This window comes from Marinobacter sp. ES-1, assembly GCF_000475255.1.
GTDB classification, from domain to species: domain Bacteria; phylum Pseudomonadota; class Gammaproteobacteria; order Pseudomonadales; family Oleiphilaceae; genus Marinobacter; species Marinobacter vinifirmus.
The window spans coordinates 1-18,385 of sequence record NZ_AXBV01000030.1 but is presented as its reverse complement, the minus strand read 5'-3'; the positions used below and the strand labels follow the sequence as shown (position 1 = coordinate 18,385).

Annotated in this window: 15 protein-coding genes; all 15 read right to left on the bottom strand. The window is 58.6% G+C overall.

Annotation, left to right across the window (positions count from 1 at the left end):
• Positions 1 to 129: 129 nt before the first annotated feature.
• The 15 genes from Q668_RS03220 to leuC all read right to left on the bottom strand — a co-directional run bounded on the left by Q668_RS03220 (position 130) and on the right by leuC (position 17,976).
• Complete coding sequence (locus tag Q668_RS03220; RefSeq protein ID WP_022988162.1) at positions 130 to 1,353, bottom strand: O-succinylhomoserine sulfhydrylase; 1,224 nt, start codon at positions 1,351 to 1,353, stop codon at positions 130 to 132.
• 21 nt (positions 1,354 to 1,374) lie between these two features.
• Positions 1,375 to 2,898 (bottom strand): amidophosphoribosyltransferase, encoded by a 1,524-nt coding sequence (gene purF / locus Q668_RS03215; protein ID WP_022988161.1) that lies wholly within the window; start codon positions 2,896 to 2,898, stop codon positions 1,375 to 1,377.
• 34 nt (positions 2,899 to 2,932) lie between these two features.
• Entirely contained in the window at positions 2,933 to 3,502 is a 570-nt protein-coding gene (locus Q668_RS03210) for a CvpA family protein (RefSeq protein ID WP_022988160.1), read from the bottom strand.
• A gap of 103 nt (positions 3,503 to 3,605) precedes the next feature.
• A complete protein-coding gene (locus tag Q668_RS03205; protein ID WP_036219075.1) occupies positions 3,606 to 4,265 on the bottom strand; it encodes an SPOR domain-containing protein in 660 nt (219 codons plus the stop codon).
• Between the two features lie 90 nt (positions 4,266 to 4,355).
• On the bottom strand, positions 4,356 to 5,666 hold the full coding sequence (gene folC / locus Q668_RS03200; RefSeq protein ID WP_022988158.1) for a bifunctional tetrahydrofolate synthase/dihydrofolate synthase: 1,311 nt from the start codon (positions 5,664 to 5,666) through the stop codon (positions 4,356 to 4,358).
• Complete coding sequence (gene accD / locus Q668_RS03195; RefSeq protein ID WP_022988157.1) at positions 5,647 to 6,576, bottom strand: acetyl-CoA carboxylase, carboxyltransferase subunit beta; 930 nt, start codon at positions 6,574 to 6,576, stop codon at positions 5,647 to 5,649. Before accD ends, folC begins: the two co-directional genes overlap by 20 nt.
• 38 nt (positions 6,577 to 6,614) lie before the next feature.
• On the bottom strand, positions 6,615 to 7,424 hold the full coding sequence (gene trpA, locus Q668_RS03190) for a tryptophan synthase subunit alpha (protein WP_022988156.1): 810 nt from the start codon (positions 7,422 to 7,424) through the stop codon (positions 6,615 to 6,617).
• Between the two features lie 17 nt (positions 7,425 to 7,441).
• A complete protein-coding gene (gene trpB / locus Q668_RS03185) occupies positions 7,442 to 8,650 on the bottom strand; it encodes a tryptophan synthase subunit beta (RefSeq protein WP_200861340.1) in 1,209 nt (402 codons plus the stop codon).
• Positions 8,643 to 9,272: a phosphoribosylanthranilate isomerase gene (locus Q668_RS03180; RefSeq protein ID WP_022988154.1), complete on the bottom strand. Its 630-nt coding sequence runs from the start codon at positions 9,270 to 9,272 to the stop codon at positions 8,643 to 8,645. Before Q668_RS03180 ends, trpB begins: the two co-directional genes overlap by 8 nt.
• Positions 9,269 to 10,177, bottom strand: coding sequence for a tRNA pseudouridine(38-40) synthase TruA (gene truA / locus Q668_RS03175; RefSeq protein ID WP_022988153.1), 909 nt, complete (start codon positions 10,175 to 10,177; stop codon positions 9,269 to 9,271). The genes Q668_RS03180 and truA overlap by 4 nt, the downstream gene beginning before the upstream one ends.
• A gap of 87 nt (positions 10,178 to 10,264) precedes the next feature.
• Positions 10,265 to 13,246 carry a FimV/HubP family polar landmark protein gene (locus Q668_RS03170; protein ID WP_022988152.1) on the bottom strand — a complete coding sequence of 994 codons (2,982 nt, stop codon included), beginning with the start codon at positions 13,244 to 13,246 and terminating at the stop codon, positions 10,265 to 10,267.
• Positions 13,247 to 13,559: 313 nt separating this feature from the next.
• Entirely contained in the window at positions 13,560 to 14,675 is a 1,116-nt protein-coding gene (gene asd, locus Q668_RS03165; protein WP_036219074.1) for an aspartate-semialdehyde dehydrogenase, read from the bottom strand.
• Positions 14,676 to 14,801: 126 nt separating this feature from the next.
• On the bottom strand, positions 14,802 to 15,875 hold the full coding sequence (gene leuB / locus Q668_RS03160; RefSeq protein WP_022988150.1) for a 3-isopropylmalate dehydrogenase: 1,074 nt from the start codon (positions 15,873 to 15,875) through the stop codon (positions 14,802 to 14,804).
• A gap of 17 nt (positions 15,876 to 15,892) precedes the next feature.
• Positions 15,893 to 16,540, bottom strand: coding sequence for a 3-isopropylmalate dehydratase small subunit (gene leuD / locus Q668_RS03155; protein ID WP_022988149.1), 648 nt, complete (start codon positions 16,538 to 16,540; stop codon positions 15,893 to 15,895).
• A 17-nt stretch (positions 16,541 to 16,557) separates the two neighbouring features.
• Positions 16,558 to 17,976, bottom strand: coding sequence for a 3-isopropylmalate dehydratase large subunit (gene leuC / locus Q668_RS03150; RefSeq protein ID WP_022988148.1), 1,419 nt, complete (start codon positions 17,974 to 17,976; stop codon positions 16,558 to 16,560).
• Positions 17,977 to 18,385 lie beyond the last annotated feature (409 nt).

Sequence of the window (18,385 nt, the reverse complement as noted above, 5' to 3'; positions counted from 1 at the left end):
TGACAGCCCCTTCACGGGCGCCCTGTGCCATCAGGCGGCGAAAGCGTTTCTGTTTTTCCGTCAGCTCGGCTGATACTGCTTTTTTCGCTTTAGCGGATTCCGCCATGAATGCCCAAACCGTCTGTGAGTTTAATCTTTCAGTGCCTGAAAACCTCGATCCAGGTCGGTCTTCAGGTCATCGATGGCTTCTATGCCAACAGACAACCGAATCAGGTTTTCGGTGATGCCTGCCTTGGCCTTGTCCTCCGGCGCCAGCCGTCCGTGAGTGGTGGTTGCCGGATGGGTGATGGTGGTTTTCACATCGCCCAGGTTTGCGGTGATGGAAATCATCCGGGTGGCATCGACAAACCGCCACGCCTGCTCCCGCCCTCCTTTAACCTGGAACGACACCACACCGCCAAAGCCGTCTTGCTGGCGTTTGGCCAGCTCGTGCTGGGGGTGGCTTTCCAGGCCGGCATAGAACACCTTTTCAACCTCCGGCTGCTGTTCCAGCCAACGAGCCAACTCTAACGCATTGGCACAGTGAGCTCGCATACGAATCGGTAAGGTTTCCAGGCCCTTCTGGAACACCCAGGCGTTGAACGGGCTCATGGTGGGGCCGGCAGAGCGGATGAAACCGTAAATTTCGTCCAGGTACTTTGCCGGGCCAACAACCACGCCGCCTACACAACGGCCCTGACCGTCCAGGTACTTGGTGGCCGAATGCACTACCAGGTCTGCGCCGTGTTCCAGCGGGCGCTGCAGCACCGGGGTGCAGAAGCAGTTATCCACCACAAACAGCGCATCGTTGGCGTGGGCCAGTGCCGACAGTGCAGCAAGATCGGCCACATCGCACAAAGGATTCGAGGGGGTTTCGATAAACAGCATGCGGGTTTCCGGCCGCACCGCGGCCTGCCACTGCTCCATATCCGTCAGCGACACAAAGGTGGTTTCCACCCCGAATTTCGCCATGTACTTCTGGAACAGCACGTTGGTGGTGCCGAACACGCCCCGGGAGCAGATCACATGGTCACCGGCTTTCAGCAGCGCCATGCAGGTGCTGAGAATCGCCGCCATGCCAGAGGCGGTGGCCACGGCTTTCTCGCCGCCTTCCATCGCCGCAATCCGGCCTTCGAAGGCCTGCACGGTTGGGTTGGTAAAGCGGGAATAGATGTTACCCGGCTCCTCGCCTCCAAAGCGCGCCGCTGCCTGGGCGGCACTGCCGTAGACAAAGCTGGATGTCGGGAAAATCGCATCACTGTGTTCCAGCTGCCCGGTACGGATCTGCCCTGCCCTGACCGCCAGGGTGTCCACAGACATACCGTCCAGATCCGATTCCGGAATCCAGAGCTGTTCTTCGCGGCCGTAAGTCATCGGGTTCTCCTGGTGCTGGCGTCAGTCTTCATCATTGTGCAGGTCGATAATACCGTTATCTTCGTCCATCACCTGGCCACCGGAACGCTTGGTGTCGTTGCGCTGGTCTTCCAGGCGCGCCAGGTAGGCGGAATCGACATCACCGGTCACATATTCGCCGGTAAATACCGAACATTCCCAGCCATCGATGTCATCGTTAACGTCGTCCACACAGGCCACCAGGTCTTCAAGATCCTGGTACACCAGCCAGTCGGCACCAATCAGGTCGCGGACTTCCTCAACCGTGCGGTCGTGGGCAATCAGTTCATTGGCAGACGGCATGTCGATGCCGTACACGTTCGGGTATCGAACAGGGGGCGCGGCCGAGGCAAAGTAAACGTTACGGGCGCCGGCATCCCGGGCCATCTGCACGATTTCCTTACAGGTGGTGCCGCGAACAATGGAATCGTCCACCAGCATCACGTTCTTGCCGCGGAATTCCAGGTCAATCGGGTTCAGCTTCTGACGCACAGACTTCTTGCGCATCTTCTGGCCCGGCATAATAAAGGTCCGGCCGATGTAACGGTTCTTGATGAAGCCTTCCCGGTATTTCACGCCCAGCTGGTAAGCCATCTGCATGGCGGAGGTACGGCTGGTGTCGGGAATCGGAATCACCACGTCGATGTCGTGCTCCGGTCGCTCACGCAACACTTTATCGGCCAGCACTTCACCCATGCGCAGGCGGGCCTTGTACACAGACACGCGGTCCATGATGGAATCCGGGCGGGCAAAGTAAACGTGCTCGAAAATACAGGGAAAGAGCTTGGGGGCCTCGGCGCACTGCTCGCTGTAGAGGGTGCCGTCGGTTTCAATATAAACCGCCTCGCCCGGTGCAATATCGCGCACCATGGTGAAGCCGGCCGCGTTCAGCGCCACGCTTTCAGAGGCAATCATGTATTCCTTCTGGCCGTCTTCGTTCTCGCGCACGCCGTAGCAGGCCGGGCGGATACCGTTGGGATCGCGGAATCCGACAATACCGTAGCCGGTGATCATGGCGATGACGGCATAGGCGCCGCGACAACGCTTGTGCACGGCCCGCACCGCCGAGAAGATCTCATCCTTGGTGGGGTTCAGCTTGCCCTGCTTCTGCAGTTCGTGGGCGAACACGTTCAGCAGGACTTCGGAGTCTGAATTGGTGTTGATATGGCGCAGGTCGGTACGGAACAGGTCCTCGGCAAGGTCGTCGGCGTTGGTGAGGTTGCCGTTATGGGCCAGGGTAATCCCGTAGGGGCTGTTCACGTAGAACGGCTGGGCTTCCGCCGAGCTTGAGCTGCCGGCAGTCGGATAACGAACATGGCCGATGCCCACGTTACCCGCCAGGCGGCGCATGTGCCGGGTGTGGAATACATCCCGAACCAGCCCGTTGTCCTTGCGCAGGTAAAACCGGTTGTCCTGGAAGGTCACAATTCCCGCCGCATCCTGGCCACGGTGCTGAAGAACGGTCAGCGCATCGTAAAGCAGCTGATTAACGTTGGAAGTACTGACAATACCGACAATGCCACACATGGCTGGGCAACTCTCCGAGTGTTAGAACTGAATGTTATCGGGATGCAGACGCGGGTTGCACGTCTTCGATTTCGTTAAAAGGGACAGGTTGTTCCTGCGCTTTGTCTGCCGGCCCGAGAAAACGGGCAAATTCATCCCCCAGTGTCCGGCGAGACCAGTCTTCCACGACGGCAAGCCGGTCAATCATCACTGAGGTTTTCCACCAGGTATCCTCTGCCAGCGGCGTGTATCGGGTAAATGCGATGGCGACGATAACCACCACCACGCCCCTCAGCAGGCCAAACCCCATGCCCAGGACCCGGTCTGTCGCGGACAAACCGGTGGCCCGGACCAGGTGGCCAATCATGTTATTGATGATCGCACCGATAATCAGGGTGCCGAAAAAGAGAATCGCGAACGCAGCGATCAGCCGTACTAACGGTGTTTCAACCGAAGATTCCAGCAGCGATTGCATCTGGGGGTGAAAGGTTCGGGCGATGATGAACGCGCCAATCCAGGTTACCAGCGACAGGGCTTCTTTGACGAAGCCACGCTTGAGACTGATAACCGTGGAAACTGTAATGAGGGCAATGATGACCCAGTCAATCCAGATCAGCGTTTCCATGAGCATCCCGGTGCAGAAAAGGAAACGCGAATTCTATCAGGAAACCGCACCGCACCAAACTGCCGAGTGCCTAAAACAGCGGTTGATTTGCGGCTCCGGCGGATTATTTGCCGCCAGTGGTCACCAGACTGTTCAGATTAAATTCCTTGTCGAGAATAGCCTTTGCTTTCCTGGCTTCCGCTTCGCTCACGAAGGGGCCGCTGAACACGCGGGTCAGTTCGGTGTCACCACGGGTTACTTGCTGCAGGTGCGCGCCGTATTGCATCTCGATCACCTTGTCCCGCAGGCGCCGGGCATTATCGGCGTTGCCGAAGCTGCCAAGCTGAACAATCCAGGCTCCCTCAAGGGTTTTGGAGAACTCCTTGGGTTGCTCGGGCTCACTCGCACTGGCCACCGGTTCGGTTGCCTGCTGCGGCTCTGGCGCTTGCTGTGGTTCTGCCTGCGGAGCTGTTTGCGCAGGAGCTGCTTCCGCAGTTGTTTGAGAAGCTGGCTCTTCAACTGTTTCCGCCACCGCGGTATCGGCCCCTGCAGGCTCTTCAACCATTCGGTAACCGACGCTCGAACCGCTTGCTTCAGGCTCTTCGAAATTCCCGGCGTCCGGCTGGGCCGGCATATCCACTTCCGGGAACGGCGGCTCTTCAGGGATGGTGATCGGTGTGGACTGACGTTCCGAGTGCGGCTCATCAAAAATCATCGGGACAAAAATAACCGCCAGTGAAATCAGTACCAGCGCGCCGATTATCCGTTGCTTCAATCCATCCACCGTTGACGGCTCCCGTTCATTATCCGTTCACCACGATACTAACCGCCACCTGCGCCAAGTCCAAGCCCACCGCACGGGAATGGACAAAGTTTAAGAACCGGCACCCGCCAACTTTGCCCGGGCCTCGGCAACAGTATAGAAAGAACCGAACACCACGATACAGTCATCCGGACGGGCATTGGCGATAGCCGCATCCAACGCCTGACTGACCGAGCCATACCCCTCACCATCGGTGATGCCACAAGCGCGCGCATGGGAAACCAGCTGGTCAACGGCGAGGCCACGGGGAACGTCCAGCCCGGCGAAATACCACTGGTCGACCACAGATTTCATGGCCGTCATCACGCCTTCTACGTCTTTATCTGCCAGTGCCGCATAGACCGCATGCACCTTTGAGCCTTTACGGCGACCAGCCGAGACCTGCCCGGAAAGCCAGCGCGCCGCGTGGGGATTATGGCCAACGTCTGCGCGCACAAACGGACTTCTAGCGAGCAGCTCGAATCTCCCGGGAACACTAACCGTTCGGGCAATATCACCCAGCGATGACGGCGCCACATCTGGCAGCAACTTACGAGCCAGCACAACCGCTGCGGCAACACTTTGTACCGGCAGGGGGCCGGCCGGAAGCTTGATGTGATCTCCCGCTACTGTCAGTTCAACGGTATTGGTATCACCATTGGCTGGTGCCAGCTGGTAATCCCTTCCGGTTACCTGAAGGTTCACTTTCTGCGCGGCCGCTTGCTGAAGAACCGAAGCCGGCGGCTCCGGGTCCGCACACACGGCAAAGATACCGGGCCGCAGAATGCCGGCCTTCTCAAAGCCGATCACTTCACGGTTATCGCCCAGAAAGCCGATGTGGTCGATATCAATGGAGGTAATGACTGCGAAATCAGCATCCAGCACGTTCACGGCATCCAGCCTGCCGCCCAGGCCAACCTCGAGTATCCAGTCTTCCACGCCGGCATCGGCAAATGCAACAAACGCAGCCAGGGTGCCAAACTCGAAATAGGTCAGCGACACCTTGCCCCGTGCCTTTTCCACTTTCTCGAAGGCGCTCACCAGTACAGGGTCTGGAATATCCGTGCCATTCAGGCGAACCCGCTCGTTGTAATCCTGCAGGTGCGGAGAGGTATAAGCCCCGGTGGTACGGCCCGCTGCCAGCAAAAGCTTTTCCACGGTCGCAACTGTGGTGCCCTTGCCATTGGTACCCGCCACGGTAATGATCCGGGCATTGGGCTTGCGCGGGAACAGGCGGCGAAGAACCACCAGAACGCGATCCAGGCCAAGGTCGATTTCGGTAGGATGGATGGCTTCGAGCCAGTTCAGCCAGTCCTGAACGGAAGCCCCGGCGCCGGGGCTGGATGCCGGCGCCGGAGAGGGATCAGTGCCCGGAGGGTTCATCTGTATCGGGTTTCTCGGTAATTTCGAATTCGATCGGAGCCTCGGTCCCCGGCTTCTCACCGCCGGTGAACTTGGCCAGCAGGTGGGCAATACGCTCACGCATGTTATGACGATGCAGGATCATGTCGATGGCACCGTGCTCCAGCAGGAATTCGCTGCGCTGGAAGCCTTCCGGCAGTTTCTCGCGCACTGTCTGCTCGATAACCCGCGGGCCGGCAAAGCCGATCAGTGCGTAGGGCTCGGCAATGTTCAGATCGCCCAGCATGGCCAGGCTGGCAGACACACCACCGAAGACCGGGTCTGTGAGCACGGAAATGTAGGGGATGCCCTCTTCCTTCATGCGCTCGAGGACCGCAGCGGTTTTCGCCATCTGCATCAGCGACAGGATCGCTTCCTGCATACGGGCACCACCACTGGCAGAGAAGCACACCAGGGGAATACGGTGCTCCAGGGCCACATTGGCAGCCTGGACGAACTTCTCACCCACCACCTGGCCCATGGAACCGCCCAGGAAATTGAATTCAAAGGCGCAGGCAACCAGCGGAACACCCATGGTCGTGCCTTTGAAGGCCACCAGTGCGTCTTTCTCGCCCGTGGCTTTCTGGGCTGCCGACAGGCGGTCCTTGTAGCGCTTGGTATCCTTGAACTTCAGGCGATCGGAGGGCTCCAGGTCTGCCGCGATTTCCTCACGGCCATCTTTGTCCAGGAAGATATCCAGCCGACGGCGGGCGCTCACCCGCATGTGGTGGTTACACTTCGGGCAAACATCGAGATTCTTCTCGAGCTCCGGCTTGTACAGGAAGGCACCGCACTTGGGGCACTTCTTCCACAAACCTTCCGGCACGCCGGTACGCTGCCGTGATTCCGAGCGAATCTTGCTCGGCATGATCTTTTCCAGCCAGTTACTCATGCTTTCATCCTGTCCTTTGATGCCTGGACGCCGTTAACTCAGGAGAGACTGTCCAGAGCCTCGCGCATCGGGTGCAACAGATCGGTCAGAGCCTTGCGAAGACCTTCCGGATCTGTCTGGTGTCGGGCTATTGTATCCACCAGCACGCTGCCAACAATTACACCATCGGATACTCTGCCTACTGCGGCGGCAGTTTCGGCATCGCGGATTCCAAAGCCGACACCTACCGGCAGAGCGGTCAGCTCGTGCACATGGGCCACTTTCCGGGCCACTTCGTCGACGTCGATGCTGGCAGAGCCGGTCACACCCTTGATAGAAACATAGTACACATAGCCGGAAGAGTGCTCACTGATTGCCCGGATCCGCTCATCGGTAGTGGTCGGCGCCAGCAGGAAGATCGGATCGAGCTTACGCTCGGCAAACAACGGCGCTACCTGGTCCGCCTCTTCCGGCGGCAGATCTACCGTCAACACGCCGTCAAGGCCGGCGTCGGCAGCAGCATCGGCGAAGGCCTCATAGCCCATGGCTTCCATGGGGTTGAGGTAACCCATCAGGACCACGGGCGTGTCGTTATCGGTTTTGCGGAACTCCTTCACCATGCCGATCACCTGGCGCAGCGAGGTGTTGGACTTGAGCGCCCGCTCACAGGCCAGCTGGATAACCGGGCCGTCTGCCATCGGGTCAGAGAACGGCACGCCCAGCTCGATGATATCGGCACCCGCCGCCACAAGTGTGTGCATCAGGCCCACGGTCTGATCCGGGTGCGGATCACCGGCCGTGATGTAGGGGATCAGGGCCTTCCGGCCCTGCTCTTTCAGTGATTTCAGTACACCTTCAATTCGGCTCATGCCTGCTCCTGATACCTTCAGATCTCGATGCCATCCAATTGGGCAATGGTGTGAATATCTTTGTCGCCACGACCGGAGACATTGATGACCAGCATTTGGTCTTTATCCATGGTGGCAGCCAGCTTGAGGGCGTAGGCCACAGCATGGGAGGACTCCAGTGCGGGCATGATACCTTCAATCCGGGTGAGCTTACGGAAACCGTCCAGCGCTTCTTCGTCGGTGACCGAAACATAGTGGGCGCGGCCGATATCTTTCAACCAGGCGTGCTCGGGCCCTACACCCGGGTAATCCAGGCCTGCGCTGACCGAATGGGTACCGGCAATCTGGCCATTTTCGTCTTCCATCAGGTACGTACGATTACCGTGCAGTACGCCCGGGCGGCCGGCACACAGGGGTGCGGCATGCTGGCCGGTTTCAATACCCAGGCCACCGGCTTCCACGCCGTAAAGCTCAACAGATTCGTCGGTCAGGAACGGGTAGAACATTCCGATTGCGTTGGAACCCCCACCCACGCAGGCTACCAGGGCATCCGGCAGTTTGCCGGTTTTCTCCAGCGACTGGCGCCGGGTTTCACGGCCGATTACAGACTGGAAATCGCGCACCAGCAACGGGTACGGATGCGGGCCAGCCACGGTGCCGATGATGTAGAACGTCTCATCGACGTTCGCTACCCAGTCACGCATGGCATCGTTCATGGCGTCTTTCAGGGTTTTGGTACCACTCTCAACGGCATGCACCGTGGCACCCAGCAGTTTCATCCGGTACACGTTAAGGGACTGGCGCTTGACGTCTTCAGAGCCCATAAACACGTGGCATTCGAGACCCAGACGGGCACACACGGTAGCCGTGGCCACACCATGCTGGCCGGCCCCGGTTTCCGCAATAATGCGTTTCTTGCCCAGGAAGCTGGCCAGCAACGCCTGGCCGATGGTGTTGTTCACCTTGTGGGCGCCGGTGTGGTTCAGGTCTTCCCGTTTCAGCCAGATCTGGGCACCACCGGTTTCCCGGGTCAGGCGCTCGGCAAAGTAAAGAGGGCTTGGGCGGCCTACATAATCAGCGAGATCCTTGTCGAACGCAGCCTGAAACTCAGGGTCGTCTTTCAGGCGCAGATACTCCCGCTCGAGCGTCATCAGGGAGTCCATCAGGGTTTCCGATACAAACCGGCCACCAAAGGCACCGAAGTGGCCTTTCGCATCGGGAAGCGCTTTGAGCATTTCTTCAGTCAGTTTTACAGACACGGTGAACCTCTTTAATGAATTCGGATAGTTTGGTGGCGTCTTTCCTGCCTTTACTCTGCTCTACCCCACCACTCACATCGACAGCCCAGGGCCGTACCTGCTCGATAGCGCTGGCTACGTTAGCAGATGACAAACCACCGGCCAATATCAGGGGCAGCGGCCGTTGTTCCGGAATCAGCTGCCAGTTGAAGGAATGACCTGTACCGCCGTAACGGTCCGGATCCCAGGCATCCACCAGCAGACCACAGGCATTCTGGTAGTCCACGAAGGCCTGTTCGATCTGGCCGGCTTCCTGAACCCGGATCGCTTTAATCCAGCGCCGCCCGAAAGAGGCGCAGAATTCCGGCGTTTCGTCGCCGTGAAACTGCAACAAGTCCAGCGGCACCTGTTCAAGCACCTGCTTGACCAGGGTAGGATCGGGATTAACAAATAATCCCGTCAGCGTAACAAAGGCCGGAACCCTGACCGCAAGCTGCCTGGCCTGCTCCAGGGACACTGCCCGGGGGCTTTTGTCGAAAAACACCAGGCCAATGGCATCTGCACCGGCGCGAATGGCCGCTTCCACATCCTCTGGCCGGGTCAGGCCGCAGATCTTAACGCGGGTTGTCATGATTCCGTTACCGGCTGTTTCGGGTGAGTATGGCTTGGCGGAATAGGCTGGTTCGCCTCGGCTGAAAACCAGGGACTGGCGAAACCGGGCCCGCACAGGGCTTTCGGAATACCATACCCGTCAGGATACCCCACATCCACCAGGTAAAGCCCGTGTGGAGGTGCAGTGACCCCGGCAAGCTTGCGATCCCTTGCCTCAAGCACGTCGCCAACCCAGTCCACCGATTCCTTTCCTGTGCCCACATCCATCAGGGCACCGGCTATATTACGAACCATATGGTGCAAAAACGCATTGGCCTGCACATCAATTACGACATAACTGCCACTTCGGGTTACCGAAATCCGCTCCATGTAACGAACCGGTGTCCGGGACTGGCAGCCGGCGGCCCGGAATGAGGTGAAATCGTGCTCGCCGATAAGCGCCTGCGCAGCCTGGTGCATTCTGTGTTCGTCCAGCGGGCGAAAGTTCCAGCTCACCTGCCCTCGCTGGATTCCCGGCCTGACCGCGTGGTTGTAAATGATATACCGATAGCGGCGGTAAACCGCAGAAAAACGGGCATGAAAGTCGTCGACCCCGTTGCCGGCCCAGTGCACGGCAATGTCGTCAGGCAAGGCAGTGTTCATACCCATCACCCAGGACCGGAGGTTTCGTACCGAGGGAGTATCAAAATGGGCAATCTGAAAACTGGCATGCACCCCGGCATCGGTCCGGCCGGCACACACCAGGTCCACCGGATGATCGGCCACCTTTGCCACAGCCTTTTCCAGTTCGGCCTGCACTGATCGCACGCCGCTTTTCTGGAACTGCCAGCCGTGGAAGCGCCGGCCGTCGTATTCAAAGGCAATGGCAACACGGCCGCTACCGATGGCGTTGTCTGTGGTCAGTGGTTGTGGAGTCAGGAACAAGGGTCAGCCCGGAATGATGTCTTCTGAAAAACAAAGCGCCGGCACTAAGGCCGGCGCTGTTGCCACGATGGAACTGATTATAACGGATCAGGAAAGATTTTTAAGGAGCTCCTGCGCCTCGGCTTTCTGATCATCGTTACCTTCCAGCGCAACTTCCTCCAGGATGTCACGGGCACCGTCGCTGTCACCCATCTCGATGTAGGCACGGGCCAGGTCGAGCTTGGTGGCAGCCTCATCGGTGCCGGCCAGGAAATCGAAGTCGTCGTCTTCAAGATCGCTTTCGTCGATATCCAGTCCGGTAGCGGGAGTGACCGCCTCAGCCTCGGGTTCAGGCTCAACAACCGGCACGTCGCCAAGAGGATCTTCTTCGGTCTCCAGTTCCTGCAGGGCATCTTCAAGGCCCAGTTCTTCGTCGACCTCCGGGCTCTCGCTGTCTTCGGAGAATTCTTCCATCAGGGCCAGGTCTTCGTCGGAAACGTCCAGCTCCAGCTCATCAAGGGAAGAATCTTCAAGGTCCAGCTCTTCCAGGGAGCCTTCTTCTCCGGATACTTTCTCGAGCTCGGCGTCCAGCTCGTCCAGGAACGACTCATCCAGAGATTCACCCTCAAGGCCCAGTTCGGGCTCGTCCTCAGCAGGCTGTTCGCTTGCAGCTTCCTCGGTGGCAGGATTTTCCAGACTACCCAACTCATCCGGCTGCTCGGCTTCGACCAGCTCTTCCAGTTCACCCAGTTCCAGGCTCAGATCTTCATCATCCGCCTTTTCCGGCTGCCCGGCGTCCAGCTGGTCCAGGCCGGTATCTTCGCCTTCCAGTTCAAAGTCAGAGAGATCGAATTCAACGGAGTAATCGTCTGCGTCTGTTTCCACGGCGCTGTCAGATTCCAGCTCACCAAACTCGTTTTCCTTGACTTCATCGGCAGCGGCTTCAAATTCATCGGCCTTGAGCTCATCCGACAGCGACCAGTCCATTTCTGACTCCTGCTCCGGCACCTCGAAGGATTGGGCCTGCTCCGGCTCGTCATCCGACATACTGAAGGAATCGGAACGCAGCTGGGATTCCAGGTCGTCAATGCTGGGCATCGACTCCACTTCATCCATGCGGCTGCGAATCTCTTCCGCTTCTTGCAGGGCGGCCTCATCTTCCAGGGCGGCTACTTCACCATACTGCCTTTCGAAGGCGTCACGGTCCTGGTTGTCTGCATAGACAGACAACAGCTTCAGGCGCAGGTCTGCCCGGCTAGGCTCACGGGAAATCGCGGTTTCCAGAACCTCGATGGCCTGGTCGTTACGACCGTAGGCCATATAGGTCTCGGCTTCAGCCAACACGTCGGAGGTTTCGTCCTGACTGGCAGCGGCCGCGGCCGTTCCCAGATCTACCGAATCCTCTGCAGCATCGTCTTCACCGCGATTGAACTCATCGTAGAAATCCTGCTCGCGCTTGGCGTTCTTGCGAGCAATCAGGAGCAACAACAGGAGCAGCAGAATCAGGCCACCACCCAGCGCAATCTGGTACATCGGATTGCCCAGAATGGTGTCCATGAACTGGCCGAAGAAGCCTTTTTCTTTGGCAGGTGAGGTCTGCGACGGCTGGGTCTGGCGCTTGGGCTCTTCGTGGGCCGGGGCGGCAGCCGCGACAGGGGTATCCGTTTCAACAGGTTCTGCAACTTCAGCAGAACCGGCGTCAGCAGAGCCTGTGCCTGCCTGCGGAGCGGCATCGGTGGCCGAAACCCCGGCGCCTTCACCGGCTTCCGCAGCACTCTCTTCACCGGCATCAACCAAGGCTTCTGCTTCAGCAGGTTCCGCCCCGGCTTCAGCCATACCGGCCACGGTGTCAGTACTTTCACCGCCGGCTGTAGCGGCGCTTTCTACAGCCTCTTCAGCTTCCTCTGCCTGTCCGCCTGCACCGGCTTCACCTTCCGTTGCCGAAGTGTCTTCCCCGGTCAGTTGCTGAAGCTCTGCCAGCTGGCTGTTCTTCAACTCGAGCAGGCGTTGCAGAGTCTGAACCTGTTCCTGCATATCCTGCAGGCGGCTGGAAAGCTCTTCGTTTTCACGGCGGGTCGCATCAAGCTCTTCCATGGCAACGGCATTACCGGCGTCTGCACCGCCCGCCTGATCGCCATCACCTCCGGCAGAGCCACTCTCCTCATCTGAACGCGGAGACGCTTCTTCTTCGGCTACCAGCAGCTTCAGTTCATCGGTGCCGGCAGTGCCAGCGGCCTGGGCCGGAGTTGTTTCGGCCTGGGCGGTGCGGGTTGCATCTAGAGGGCGTGGAGACTGGAATTCCTCGTTCTGTCGGGCAACAACACGGTCGGCCTCGGCCCGGGTGCGGCTCTGGATCTGGTCCAGGGTTGGAGCACGAAGCACCTGGCCGCGCTTGAGCTTGTTGATATTGCCATCGATAAACGCATCCGGATTGAGATCCTGGATAGCGAGCATCACCTGCTGCATAGACACAGAACCATCCGGCCGCATGCGCTGGGCAATGGTCCAGAGAGTGTCTGATGGCCCGGTCGGGCCGAAGGTTTCAGCCTGGTAGCGCCGGACCGGCGCTCGCTGGGCCTCCGCCTGGCGACGAACGGATTCCGCACTCCGGGTAGTGGTTTGGCGCGCCGGCGCAGAAGTTGCTGACGCCAAAGGCGCGCTCACTTGCTCCCGCACACCGGACTCTTCAGCATAGACCGGTGGATCAACCAGAACGGCATATTCCCGCATCAGCCGGCCACTGGGCCAGGTCAGTTCCAGCAGGAAATTCAGGTATGGTTCCCGCACCGGTTCACGGGACGACACGTTGATGGCCAGGTTGCCATCGGAGCCCGTTACCACCTCGAACTTCAGCTTACTCAGAAACTGGTTCCGCTCCAGGCCTACCCGCTGATAAGCAGCCTCCGGTGCCACATTGACGAATACATCACCCGGATCCACACCCGCACTCTGCCTGAGTGAGATTTCTGCGTCCAGGGGCTCATTCAGCCAGGACTGCAGTTCGATTTCACCGAGTCCCAGGGCCTGTGCCATGCCGGAGCCAAGCCCTCCCGCCAGCGCCAGGGCAACCGCAAGCTTGCGTACCTTCATGCTTTTTCCTTTCCAGTCTCCGTTATTCGTTACTGCTGACTTTCAACAGAATCGGACGAGGTTGGATGACGTTTCGTCTTGTTATTTCTCGTTTTTATATCGTAAGTCTAACTATGGTGGGAAAAGTATTGATGATAAGTCCCCTTTTATCAATCAATCAGCTGCAATCCTTGCACTGATTCCTGACCTGTCAGGCGGAACTCCTTACTGCCCTTGAAAATAACAGGGGCGGACGCTGAAATCAGCCTCCGCCCCAGACCGGTTTGCTAAAAACCGGACACAGTTGGCATTAATTGCCCCTGCGTAACATTTCTTAACGCTCTTGCAGAATCCGCAGCATGCGGCGCAGCGGTTCAGCGGCACCCCAAAGCAGCTGGTCACCCACGGTGAACGCTGAAATGTATTCCGGCCCCATGGCCAGTTTCCGGATGCGCCCAATGGGAATACCCAGGGTACCGGTCACCTTGGTCGGGGTCAGTTCCTGCATGGTGGCGTCACGATCGTTCGGGATCACCTTCACCCAGTCGTTGCCCTTGGCGAGGATGCCTTCGATCTCAGCAACCGAAAGATCCTTCTTGAGCTTGATGGTCAGAGCCTGACTGTGAGAACGCATAGCGCCAATACGCACGCAGATACCATCAATGGGGATCGGGTTGCCGGAGCGGCCCAGAATCTTGTTGGTCTCCACACCCGCTTTCCACTCTTCCTTGCTCATGCCGTTATCGAGCTGCTTGTCGATAAATGGAATCAGGCTGCCAGCCAGCGGAACACCAAAGTGCTCTGTGGGGAAATCACCGGAACGCATGGTGTCGGTCACCTTGCGGTCGATTTCCAGGATGGCGGATGACGGATCGGCCAGTTCAGATTTCACGCTTTCGTTCAGCGCACCCATCTGGTTCAGCAATTCACGCATGTTCTGGGCACCAGAGCCGGATGCCGCCTGGTATGTCATCGGAGAAACCCACTCGATCAGGTCCTGCTCCAGCAGGCCACCCAGGGCCAGCATCATCAGGCTCACGGTGCAGTTACCGCCGATATAGTCCTTTACGCCCTTATCCAGGGCCGCATCAATCACGTTACGGTTAACCGGGTCCAGCACGATCACGGAATGATCCGCCATCCGCAGGGTAGATGCGGCATCAATCCAGTAGCCGTCCCAGCCGGCATCACGCAGCTTCTGGTAAACCTCGGTGGTGTAATCGCCGCCCTGACAGGTCACGATCACATCCATGCCTTTCAGGGTGTCGATATCAAAGGCGTCCTGCAGAGGAGGTACACCTTCCTTGCCTACGTCCGGGGCCGGCTTCCCTGCCTGGGAAGTGGTGAAAAACACCGGATCGATATCGGCAAAATCGTTTTCTTCACGCATGCGCTGCATGAGGACTGAGCCTACCATGCCACGCCAACCTACAAGTCCAACTCGCTTCATGTGCGACCTTTGAACCTCACATTATGCCCGCCCATTACCGTTATCGCTGGCAGGGACAGGATGGATGATCCCGCAGCGGCAGCATCGCGCCGCTGTCGGGTCTCGGTTTGCCGGATCAAGCCTGGCTTAAAGTGCGTTCAGAACCGCCTCACCCATTTCGCGGGTGGAGACCTTCTTGCCGCCATCAGACATGATGTCTGCGGTACGCAGGCCCTGATCCAGCACCTTGCTGACCGCCGCTTCAATCGCCGCTGCGGCCTCTTCCTCATTCAGGCTGTAACGCAGCATCATGGCTGCACTGATGATGGTGGCCAGCGGATTGGCAATGCCCTTGCCGGCGATATCCGGTGCCGAACCGTGGCAAGGCTCGTACATGCCCTGCTTTTCAGAGTTCAGCGACGCAGACGGCAACATGCCGATAGAGCCGGTGAGCATAGCCGCTTCGTCAGAAAGAATATCACCAAACATGTTACCAGTCACAATCACATCGAACTGCTTGGGCGCCCGAACCAGCTGCATCGCGGCGTTGTCCACATACATGTGGGACAACTCCACGTCTGGATATTCCCGTTTGAGGTCTTCCATGATTTCGCGCCACAGCACGGTGACTTCCAGCACGTTAGCCTTGTCAACAGAACACAGCTTCTTACCGCGCTGCTGGGCTGCCTCGAAGGCAACCCGGCCAATCCGGCGAATCTCGGATTCGGTATATTGATAGGTGTTGTAACCCTGGCGCTCACCGTTCTCCAGCTCACGCACACCGCGGGGCTGGCCGAAATAGATACCGCCGGTCAGCTCGCGCACGATCAGGATATCCAGCCCGGAAACCACTTCCGGCTTCAGGGAAGACGCAGACGCCAGCTGCGGGTACAGAATGGCCGGGCGCAGGTTGGCAAACAGCTGCAGGTTGGAGCGCAAGCCCAGCAGGCCCTTCTCCGGGCGCTTGGCCATCGGCAGGCTGTCCCACTTCGGACCGCCTACGGCGCCCAGCAGGATCGCGTCCGCTTTACGAGCCTTCTCCAGAGTTTCGTCAGGCAGCGGGGTATCGGTTTCATCAATTGCCGCACCGCCAACCAGGGCCGATTCAAAACTCAGGCCCAGGCCGAACTGATCATTCACCTTGTGCAGAACCTTTTCTGCCTCGGCAACAATTTCCGGACCAATGCCGTCACCCGGCAGAAGCAATACATTACGGGACATATCCAAATCCTTGTTAATCAGTTTCCAGCGTTAAACAGCCAGGGAGCCGTCTTGCGGCGAGCCTCTTCGTAGGCGCGAATGGTATCGGCATCTTCCAGCGTTACACCAATGTCGTCCAGACCATTCAGCAAACAATGGCGACGGAAGTCATCCACATCAAAACCGAACGACTCGCCAGACGGCGTGGTCACGGTCCTGGCTTCCAGGTCAACGGTCAGCTGGTAGCCTTCGTTCGCTTCGGTTTCCCTGAACAGCTTGTCGACCACTTCTTCTTCCAGAACAATGGGTAACAAGCCATTCTTAAAGCAGTTGTTGTAGAAGATATCGGCAAAGCTCGGCGCAATAATCACCCGGAACCCGAAATCATCCAGCGCCCAGGGCGCGTGTTCGCGGCTGGAGCCACAACCGAAGTTAGCCCGGGCCAGCAGCACACTGGCGTTTTTGTAACGGTCCTGGTTCAGCACGAAATCCGGGTTCAGGGGCCGGTTGGAGCAATCCTGGTCCGGCTTGCCCTCGTCCAGGTAACGCAGTTCATCAAACAGGTTCGGGCCAAAGCCCGTGCGCTTGATGGACTTCAGAAACTGCTTGGGAATGATCATGTCCGTGTCCACATTGGAACGGTCCATGGGGGCGACAATGCCCTGGTGTTGCGTAAATGCGCGCATGGTCTCTCTCCTGTGGCTCAGTGCATCAATTCACGGACATCAACGAAATGGCCGGTTACCGCCGCAGCGGCCGCCATGGCGGGACTCACCAGGTGGGTACGCCCACCAAAGCCCTGACGACCTTCGAAGTTCCGGTTGGAGGTAGACGCACAATGCTCGCCCTGCCCCAGCTTGTCGGAGTTCATGGCCAGACACATGGAGCAGCCCGGATCACGCCATTCCAGACCTGCCTCGATAAAGATCTTGTCCAGGCCTTCCTGCTCCGCCTGAGCTTTCACCAGGCCGGAACCCGGAACCACCATGGCCTGCTTCAGGCTGGCGGCCACCTTGCGGCCTTTTACCACCGCAGCCGCTTCGCGCAAGTCTTCAATGCGGCTGTTGGTGCAGGAACCGATAAACACCCGGTCCAGCTGGATATCGGTAATCTTCTGATTCGGTTGAAGCCCCATGTACTTCAACGCGCGGACGATCCCCTCGCGCTTGATGGGATCCTCTTCCTTCGCCGGGTCCGGCACCGCGCCTTCAACACCAACCACCATCTCCGGAGACGTGCCCCAGCTCACCTGCGGCTGGATAGCCGTGCCGTCGAGCTCAACCACCTTGTCGAAAACCGCGTCGTCGTCGCTGTGCAGGGTACGCCAGTATTCAACGGCCTTGTCCCAGGTCTCGCCTTTGGGCGAGAACGGGCGGCCTTTCACATACTCGATGGTGGTGTCATCCACCGCCACCATACCCACACGGGCACCGCCCTCGATGGCCATGTTGCAGATGGTCATACGGCCTTCCATACTCAAACCACGGATCGCCTCACCACCAAACTCGATGGCGTAACCGGTACCGCCAGCGGTGCCGATCTTACCAATGATGGCCAGAACCACATCCTTGCCGGTCACACCCGCGCCAAGTTTGCCGTTCACCCTCACCAGCATGTTCTTCATCTTCTTCTGAACCAGGCACTGGGTGGCCAGAACATGCTCAACTTCAGAGGTACCGATACCGTGGGCCAGGCAACCAAAGGCACCATGGGTGGAGGTATGGGAATCACCACACACGATACTCATGCCCGGCAAGGTCGCACCCTGCTCCGGCCCGATCACGTGTACGATGCCCTGGCGCTGATCCTTGATCTTGAATTCCAGGATCCCGAATTCGTCGCAGTTCTTGTCCAGGGTTTCCACCTGGGTGCGGGAAACTGGGTCCACAATGCCGTCGATGCCCCGGTCACGATCGGTGGTCGGCACGTTGTGGTCCGGTGTCGCGATGTTGGCATCAATCCGCCAGGGCTTGCGACCCGCAATCCGAAGGCCTTCGAATGCCTGCGGTGAGGTTACTTCGTGAAGCAACTGACGGTCGATGTAAATCAACGCGGAGCCGTCGTCCCGCTGTTTGACCAAATGGTCGTCCCACAATTTGTCGTATAAAGTCTTGCCCGCCATGGTTCTCTCTCACTCTCTGGGGGTTTCTGTTTCTGCTTTGATGCCTCTATCTTACTCTTCCGCCTGACATAACCTCAATTCATCTTTTTCATCCATCGCATTCCCGTTGGTTATGCTCTATATTTCAGCTAATCCGGAGTTTGGCGCTGGCCTCAATTCGACTCTGTGCCGGGCGCACGTTGGTGGGGTCCGCTTCCCAAAAGGCGCTCAAGCCATCCATGGGCGCTTGTCTCCGGCCATCCATGGCCTCCGAAACTTTTGGGAAGCGGCCCCCACCAACGCGCTCGAAACGCCGTGCAAATGCCCACACCAGACGGCCTATTCAATTGTCCGCGGAGCGGCTTCAGGGCCCCCTCCCAAAAATGTGCGGAGCCATGGATGGCGGAGCCCAAGCGTCACACGGACGTGC